Origin of the sequence: Microcoleus sp. Pol8_D6, from assembly GCF_036700965.1 — a bacterium.
GTDB lineage: Bacteria > Cyanobacteriota > Cyanobacteriia > Cyanobacteriales > Microcoleaceae > Microcoleus.
Window position 1 is genome coordinate 42,266 of sequence record NZ_JAUBPW010000050.1, and the last position, 8,570, is coordinate 50,835.

Sequence of the window (8,570 nt, forward strand, 5' to 3'; positions counted from 1 at the left end):
CTGGTGCTGGCGCTGGCGCTGGTGCTGGTGCTGGTGCTGGCGCTGGTGCTGGTACAGGTGCTGGTGCTGGTAGGGATGCTTGTGGGGGAGTCGGCGCGGGTGCTGGTGTGGGTGCTGGTGCTGGTGCGGGCGGTGGTACAGGTGCAAATATAGGTGCGGGTGCTGGCGCTGGTGCTGGCGCTGGTGCTGGTGCCGGTGTTGGTGCTGGTGTTGGTGCGGGCGCTGGTGCTGGTGCTGGTGTTGGTGCGGGCGCTGGTGCGGGCGCTGGCGCTGGCGCTGGTGCTGGTGCTGGTGTCGGCGCTGGTGCCGGTGTTGGTACTGGTGTTGGTGCGGGCGCTGGGGCTGGCGCTGGTGCTGGCGCTGGTGCTGGCGCTGGTGCTGGTGTCGGCGCTGGTGCCGGTGTTGGTGCTGGTGTTGGTGCTGGTGTTGGTGCGGGCGCTGGTGCTGGCGCGGGTGCTGGTGTCGGCGCTGGTGTCGGCGCTGGTGTCGGCGCTGGTGTCGGCGCTGGTGCTGGTGTTGGTGTCGGCGCTGGTGCTGGTGTTGGTGTCGGCGCTGGTGTTGGTGCTGGTGTCGGCGCTGGTGTTGGTGCTGGTGTCGGCGCTGGTGTTGGTGCTGGTGTCGGCGCTGGTGCTGGTGCTGGTGAGACAGAAGAAGCCGTAATGTTAATTTGCGTCGGCTGTACTATCTGAGGGTCGGGGCTGAAATAACCTCCCTGTGTAATCACATTTTCCTTCTTTGGGCCCCCTGTGGCAATGCTGCCAGCAGTACCGTTGACTCTGTTATAGTCGGGCCCGATGCTGAAAAGAGTGTTCGAGGCTTCGCCACCGTGGCGAATGGTGATGTCTCCACCATTCGCGCTACCAGTAGTGGATGCGGAAATGCTGCAAGCTTGCGACAAGCAGTTGCTATCGTTTGTGAAAGTGCCTGTCGCTCGGAAATTACCGCCGGCTGTAATGTCAATCTCTCCTCCGCCTGTTCGGCCTTCGGTGTTGATATGGGTTACTTCGATGTCGTTGCGGGCGTTGAGGGTGACTTCGCCACCTTGTTTTTCTTGGGAGTTGGCGTCTATGAACCCTGTTTGAATGCTGCTTGAGGGTGCTGCAATACTAACGTCTCCGGCGTTGCTGTTTTTGTCGATCGACCCTGCCTTGATATTGCCTGTTTCTACTTTTCCGGTACGGCTGGTGACGGTGATGTTGCCGCCTGCGGTGGTGTCGGAATGGGAGTCGAGATCGACAGTGCGAATGTCGCCACTAGCTTGTAGGGCGATTGGGCCGCCTTGGGAACTTGTCAGGTTTCCGCTGACTGTAATGGTGTTGGCTGCTTGAATGTCGATCGCCTGAGCGTTTGCATCTTTTAGTGCCACGTCCCCCGCAGCTACTGCTCGGTTAGAGGCCGTGAGTACCACTTCACCGCTGGCATTGACGCTGATGCCTGTAGCGTTTGTTTCACCAATGCCGGTGAGCAGTTCAGGCAAGGATGCGATCGAGAATGTGGAAGCTGTTGGCGCTGTTCCTGGGCTCGTCGCTGAGGGCGGCTCGATTTCCAAACTCAGCAAATTGCCTCGCTGGCTGACGCGGACTAAATTTTTCCCGATGACTGATGCTACGGTAATTTGACCGCCTGGGGCAGAAAGGCTGCCGGTGCTGATAACTGTGCCGCCCACCAAGGTTAAGTTCTGCCCTGACTTGACTGCTAAGTCGGCTGTGCTGATAATTGCCCCTGCTTGATCTGCCCCAAAAGTAAAGGAATTGGGCGCGCCTGTCAGAGATGCGTAAGTGCTACTACCGACAGCGTTAAACGAGTTTGAACCAAATCCAATAGCAGTGGCGGTGGTTGCTGTGAAAGAAGCCGGCACGTTTAAGCTGGCACTGTTGCCAAATATGATGCCGGATGGATTCATCAGAAACAAGTTAGAATTGCCACCGGTTACTTGAATTAAGCCGTTAATAATCGAGGGGTTGCCGCCGCCTATGCCCGCTAAAATGTTGCGAATGTTGGGGTTTGATATAAAGTTTGCAATCTGATTTTCCGACAAGCCGAATTCTGTAAAGCTGTGGAAAAGATTTTGTTGATCGCTCGATAATTGTCCGCCTTCAATATCGAAGCGAGTTGGCTGCCCAGGATTTCCGTTTTGCGCTGCGGGAGTGACGGTAGTACCCGTTGCGTCCGCCGCTGGAACAATTGTTTGACCTTCGGCTTTTGCTTGCCAAAAGTAAAAATTTATTAAGACTATTTGCAGAGCAAGTGCCAGTTTGCTTATTCTTGCTTTTGATAGAAATTTCGACGTTTTTTGAATATTTTTGACGGTTTTCATAGGTTTTTAATGGGTAAAATATATAAATCACAGAAATTAGGTAAAGAAATCGGCTTTTAGAAAAAACTTGGGTTGACGGCTGTGTCACTAAATATCTGCACATCTGTGCTGTGTCTGGTCAATGTGGGTAGAAGATGGGAAATCCACCCCTCATTTTCAGAGGGGGTATTAGTGAGTTATAGCGGCTCTCAAAAAAGTGAGGTATGCCCTATGCCCTATGCCCTATGCCCTATGCCCTATGCCCTATGCCCTATGCCCTATGCCCAGTCGTACCTCATCTTTCTGAGAAAGGGTATATTCTGTGAGTTTTATTGCTAAGTAAGCTTGACCTGGTAAATGTTCACGTTCCCTTGTTAGGAAAGCGATACGCTTTATCAACCTGTTTACTCGTTCCTTAATCGCCTTCGACACTGCATAATGCTGGTGTTTACATTACGGTGTTATGACCAGATGAAAGTCGTCAGTTAAGACGCTTGACGGCAGGTTCCGATGTTGTACCGGTGCTGACGAGGAATGCCAATATCTGCATAGGTTTTTCGGAACAGTTGAAGACGCTATATTTATGAAGCAACCTGGTTGCTGACTGCAAGTGCATTTAGGAGTCAATGGGTAGAATTGGCCTCTGCTTTTGCAATTTTCTCAGCGTATCTTCTCCACATTCTAAATATAACTTGAAATGCCTAGGCTCTGTATCTTCCGCATGACATATTAATAAAAAATAACAAAAACGGCTTTCCTAGAGGCTATCCGACGCCTAGACACCCGCTTTTTTAAATATTATTGATAGTCTGAAGGAAGGATGGGGGTTCAAAAACTAGGTTTCTGCGTCCAAGACTGACCGGGAAACATCCCAAAATATTTTATACACAATAAAAAATACTATAGGCTTGCCGAAAATTAAAATTATGGAAAGAAGAAATGAGAATGAGTCAAAAGACAGAATTCAGAAGGTAGAATACCCCCTGCATGAAGTGAGAGTTAAGGGTCACGGAAAGAATTTTTGTGATCCACGATTAAAATCGGGGCTTTAAACCTCGATTCTCGATCCTGTCGCACAGAATCCCTTCTGGATTCTGGCTGCTGAATTCTTCTTCAGTAAGTCAAATTGTTAGAGTGTTCAGAAACCCGGTTTATTTAAAAAACCGGGTTTTTGGGTTTATTTGTGTGAGGTTTTTTGAAGTAAAACTCCTTAAATCCGACTCTATTTCCTTCTTGCAGTCAACTCCACTCTTGCCGATTTTGAGCTGCTGCTTTTCGGTTTTAATCGATCGCCCTGTTGGTGTTTAAGGGGGTGTGCAGGCGGATTTGTGGCAGGATTTAAGAGTTAATTGGGTGAAGTTTGGACAGTGGGCGAGGGACTGGGTGAAGCAGAGCGCGGTGAAGCAGGGCGCGGTGAAGGATTTGCAGAAGGAGTGGATGGGGTGGATTTTTTGAGACCGACAAAAGCGTCATAACGGGTGGTACGATCGCCAATGACGGCCGCTGTAACGCCGATCGACCGCGTGGCGTCTATCCACATTTTTTGGTTGGGAGGAAACTCCGGCAAAGCTAGGTTTTTCGGGTTAAACGCACTCTCGGTGTCGATGAAGAAATTGCCGTTGTGGGGTTGAAGTTGCGATCGTACTGTTTTCTGGAACAATTCGCTGCTTAAAAGCGGACTTTTCGGTGCCGGAACGATCGCATCAATCACGGGAGCTCCTACTGTCATAAACGCTACATTGTTCATCCAGCCGCGAGTTACCGTAATCCCTCCAAACGGCGATGTCCATTTAATCGCCGGTTTGCCGCCGACTTGAATTTCCTCCACTCTAAATCCTTTACTTTTCATCGTTTCATCAAGCTGTTTCAGGGATTTGTTCGCTGCGCCCTGGTTGTTTGTTTCCACCATAAACACAAATCCGGCAGCAAATTTGTCTCTGGGATTCTGGGCGGGCGCTGGTATTAATGATAGAGAAAATTCTCCCGCCATCCAGTTCATCAAGTCTTTATCTAAATCCAAGCCGGTAGTGGATTTTAAACCTGTGCGTAAAACTTGGGGATTAATTGGGGAAATCGGGTTTGCATCGGCTCCTAATACGTAGTCTTGCCACAAACGCTGCAAGTTGCCGCCGGATACCATCATTATTGTATTGTTTGGCAGGCGGTTAACCATTTTTAGAGCATTATTTTCTACTGCTATCCTTCTGGTAGAATCTGGTTTTAGCCAAGAGACTGATTTGAAGGCAATTCCTTCTACATCCAGCGTCGCTGTGGTGGCAAATCCCTGATTTTGTTGCAGTTTTTCGAGGCTTTCTGGCGAAATTTCACGGGCTGAGTTGGCGGCGGCATAGGCGGCGGCAACGGGCATATTGACGTAGATTTGACCGAAGGAGCCCGGACTTTTTATTTTGTCTATGGCGTCTGCATAGCCAGGGGTTTTTGCTAGGGAAGGTTCGCCTTTGTAGGTGTCGATTATTCTGTCTGTAGCGCTAGGATCTGTGGTGACTGCTAGATAGCTTGTGCCGAGTACCGCGACGGAGAAATTGCGATCGGGTACCCCTTGAGTTTCTGTGACTTGCACACCTTTATAATTACGCTCAACAATTTTTCCTTGGCTGAGGGGTCTGGATTTTGCTAATAATTCTTTGGCTTTGATCGGGTTGGCAATTGGCAGGATAATTGCCACTGACTGTTGAATTGGCGGAGATGGGGGCGCGTTGGGTGCCGGGGAGGGGGCTGGTATAGCTATTTTGTTGCGGAGAAAGGCTACCATTGCTGTGTTACCAACCCAGGGTTGAATGTCTTGCTGGTAGGCGTAGCCGTTGCTTGTGAGCAGGCGATCGCGCATTTCGCTTAAAAACCTCTCAAACGAAGCTTTTGACTCTGGCGTGCCAAACTCTCGCAGTTTATTCCACTGTGATTCATCGGTGGTGATGGATAGGGCCATCATCGTATCTTGCGGGACAACCGTTGCCCCCGGCGGCAAATCTTTGGCGGGCCCACGGGAGATGACGAGGTAGTAGGTGACAAAGCCTAAACCGATCAGAAGTGTGGCGGCTCCGATCGTAAACAGCAGGGAAGATTTATCTTTCTTAAACATTATTCGTAAGGTTCGGGTGCTCGCAACATGATAGATTATTTTCTTGGCTCATGTAGCAGATACATTAACAGATACATTAGCAGATACATTTAACCGGGCAAATTTAGGAAACTCGCATTTACCCATCCCGGCACAACCAGAAAAACACTTTTTTCTTGAATCAGACCGTAGGTTAGGGTCGTGGAACAAAACCTAACACAAAAAATGTAGCAACACTTTTGTGTTAGTTGGCATTAGTCCTGATTAATTGAATCAGTTTCGGGCTTTAAAGTCTTTAAAGATAGTTTGAAACGAGTACATCAGTCGATGGACATCGTTTGTGGCTGTAGGAAAAATGTTTAGTTCCCATTTTTTGCGAGCGGTAGTTAGTAGTTTTGCTACGGGTTGGGAGTAACTGTTAGAAATAAAATAGCTGCCACCTTCGTAGCGAATGTCTGAGGCTAAGCCGATAAAAGCACCAGCCATTTCTAGTTTAAGTTCTGAGGTGCTGTGTTCCGATTTTACTGCTAAAATTACCTGCGAGTGTCGAGGTTCGCGGTTGAGCAAGCGGCAGATATTCGCTTCTTTTTGGTACAAAATTAAAACGTTGCAGTTGTGCAGAACTCCGGCTCTACCTTGGACTTTTACTCCTAGGTGAACTTCCAGGGCTGGTTTGTCGGGAAATTCCACAACAGCATGAGTGTATGGATGGGCAGTTCCGTGAATTTTTCCCGCTGTTTTTCTAAAGGTTAAATATTTCGGTGTTTCGTCGTCTAAAACATTGTTGTAATAAATAGTACCGCCTTCATTAGCAACTGCTTTTAGCAAGATGGTAAAGAGGTATGTGTCAAAAATTCTGGCTTGTTCTGCCGCTGTGTTAAATTCGGCATCGATCGAGCTTTTTAATTTGCTTTTAATTTCGGAATTTATGGCGTAGTTGCTGGGCCCGGAGGGCAGTTTTTCCAGCAAGTGCTTGAGGGCGATCGCCTGTTTGTGGCGGGGGGCTGTGATGCTGGAGGTAAACTCAATTGTTTTGGCAGTTTCGGCACCTGAATTGGCAAAGGTAATTTTTGTGCCGAGGGGAGAGGTTTCTGATTCTACTTTTAAGAAATAAGCAATTTCGTCTTCCATTTCGGAAGTGTTGACCGTCGCTTGTTCGACAGCATTAATTAACAGCAAAAGTTGTTCTTTTGCGGTATAATCTTCTATCTTGAGCAGGGGTGTTTTTCTTTTGAGCGATCTCTCTTCAATTACTTTGCCTATCTCTACATTATCCGCTACTTGTTGAACTACCCAACCTAAATTAAACTCATTCAGAATTGCCGCCAGTTCCTGATAGAGTTTGGCGTACTCGATCTCATCCATAATTGCTTCTGCGCTGCACACTATTCTGATTATACAAGATAGTTTGATTTTTTGGTCAATGGCTGGTCAGCAACTGAGAAGATTGCCTGTAATGGCTGAGTATCGGAGTGTTTGAGTGTCCGATTGGGGAAAATCTTCCTCTTCCGTGAACCTCCTCCGTCACATCGGTTAAATCCTTTACAGCATAGGTTGCCGAACTTCCTGCTTCTGGAGAGAGACAATTGGGAGTAAGCTATTCTACGACATTTGTAGCGATCGAACTATGGCAACTATCAACGACAACTACCTCAAACTCAAAGCCGGCTACCTGTTTCCCGAAATTGGGCGCAGGGTGAAAGCCTATGCGGAGGCGAATCCCGAAGCGCCCATCATCCGGCTGGGGATTGGCGACGTGACTGAACCGCTACCGGAAGCTTGTCGGGAGGCGATGGTGAAGGCGGTGGAAGATATGGGCTCGCGGGATACCTTTAAAGGATACGGCCCGGAACAAGGTTATGAGTGGCTGCGGGAGAAAATTGCCGAGCACGATTTTAAGTCGCGGGGATGCGATGTTGATGCTTCGGAAATCTTTATTTCTGATGGTTCTAAGTGCGATTGCGGCAATATTCTCGATATCTTTGGCAACAATAATACGATCGCAGTTACCGATCCAGTTTATCCGGTGTATGTAGACACTAACGTGATGGCGGGACACACGGGAGATGCGAACGAAAATGGCGAATACGGCGGCTTAGTTTACCTGCCAATTACAGCGGAAAACAATTTTACTGCCCAAATTCCCACCGACAAAAAAGTCGATTTAATTTACTTGTGTTTCCCGAATAACCCGACGGGGGCAACTGCAACCAAGGAACACTTGCAAGCTTGGGTAAATTATGCTAAAGCTAACGGTTCGATTATTTTCTTCGATGCGGCTTACGAAGCGTATATTACCGATCCGAGTTTACCGCATTCTATCTACGAAATTGAAGGGGCGCGGGATTGTGCGATCGAATTTCGTTCTTTTTCCAAAAATGCTGGTTTCACGGGTACTCGCTGCGCGCTGACAGTTGTACCGAAGACTTTGACTGGAAAAGCAGCCGATGGTTCCGATGTCGAAATTTGGAAGCTGTGGAACCGCCGCCAATCTACTAAATTTAACGGAGTTTCTTACATCGTGCAGCGCGGTGCTGAGGCGGTTTATTCTGAGGCAGGCAAGGCACAAATTCAGGCATTAGTCAATTTTTACATGGAAAATGCTGCGATTATTCGCGAGAAATTGACAGCGGCGGGAATCGAGGTTTTTGGTGGCGAAAATGCACCTTATGTGTGGGTGAAAACGCCTCACGGTTTGTCGAGTTGGGATTTCTTTCAGAAGTTGCTGGAAACTTGCAATGTGGTGGGAACTCCGGGTTCTGGTTTTGGTGCGGCGGGTGAGGGTTATTTCCGCATTTCGGCGTTTAATAGTCGGGAGAATGTGGAGGAGGCGATGAGACGGATTGTGGAGAAGTTTAAGGTGTAATCTCATCTCCCGCTTAAACCGAAACGCCGCCAGCCCGCCAGGGAATGAATTTCCTGGCTAATAGCGAAAGTCCTCGCTATGAGGACTAATGAGTTCTTCAGTCCTCATAGCGAGGACTTTCGCTTTGAGACACGGGTTTCAACCCCTGGCGGACTGCCGGAATCAGCGAAAAAGCATTAATTTAATATGTTGTGGAACAGGCCGGAAACCCTGTTCTTGAAAATAGTAAAAAATGTGAGTTATCATCTAAAACTGTAGTTTAGACTAAAGAATGAGCGCAGCTAAAAGTAGCCACCTTTGAATCTCAGGCAAGCTGTTGCTCAAAAACT

Annotated in this window: 4 protein-coding genes; 1 reads left to right on the forward strand and 3 read right to left on the reverse strand. The window is 48.4% G+C overall.

All coding sequences use genetic code 11. The features are described 5' to 3' along the window. The 3 genes from QUA10_RS19620 to QUA10_RS19630 all read right to left on the reverse strand — a co-directional run. A partial coding sequence (locus tag QUA10_RS19620; RefSeq protein ID WP_333086347.1) for a two-partner secretion domain-containing protein occupies positions 1-2,317 on the reverse strand: 2,317 nt, incomplete at its 3' end. A 1,324-nt stretch (positions 2,318-3,641) separates the two neighbouring features. Further along, positions 3,642-5,396 (reverse strand): DUF3352 domain-containing protein, encoded by a 1,755-nt coding sequence (locus tag QUA10_RS19625; RefSeq protein ID WP_333085836.1) that lies wholly within the window; start codon positions 5,394-5,396, stop codon positions 3,642-3,644. A 252-nt stretch (positions 5,397-5,648) separates the two neighbouring features. Further along, positions 5,649-6,740 (reverse strand): hypothetical protein, encoded by a 1,092-nt coding sequence (locus QUA10_RS19630; RefSeq protein ID WP_333085837.1) that lies wholly within the window; start codon positions 6,738-6,740, stop codon positions 5,649-5,651. A 262-nt stretch (positions 6,741-7,002) separates the two neighbouring features. On the opposite strand from QUA10_RS19630, the gene QUA10_RS19635 reads away from it, so the two are divergent. Then, positions 7,003-8,241, forward strand: a complete 1,239-nt coding sequence (locus QUA10_RS19635; protein WP_333085838.1) for an LL-diaminopimelate aminotransferase — start codon at positions 7,003-7,005, stop codon at positions 8,239-8,241. The last annotated feature ends 329 nt before the right edge of the window (positions 8,242-8,570 follow it).

Bases quoted from the DNA above. Each gene is read 5' to 3' on its own strand.
- QUA10_RS19625 (WP_333085836.1), bottom strand. From the start codon at position 5,396: ATGTTTAAGAAAGATAAATCTTCCCTGCTGTTTACGATCGGAGCCGCC.
- QUA10_RS19630 (WP_333085837.1), bottom strand. From the start codon at position 6,740: ATGGATGAGATCGAGTACGCCAAACTCTATCAGGAACTGGCGGCAATT.
- QUA10_RS19635 (WP_333085838.1), top strand. From the start codon at position 7,003: ATGGCAACTATCAACGACAACTACCTCAAACTCAAAGCCGGCTACCTG.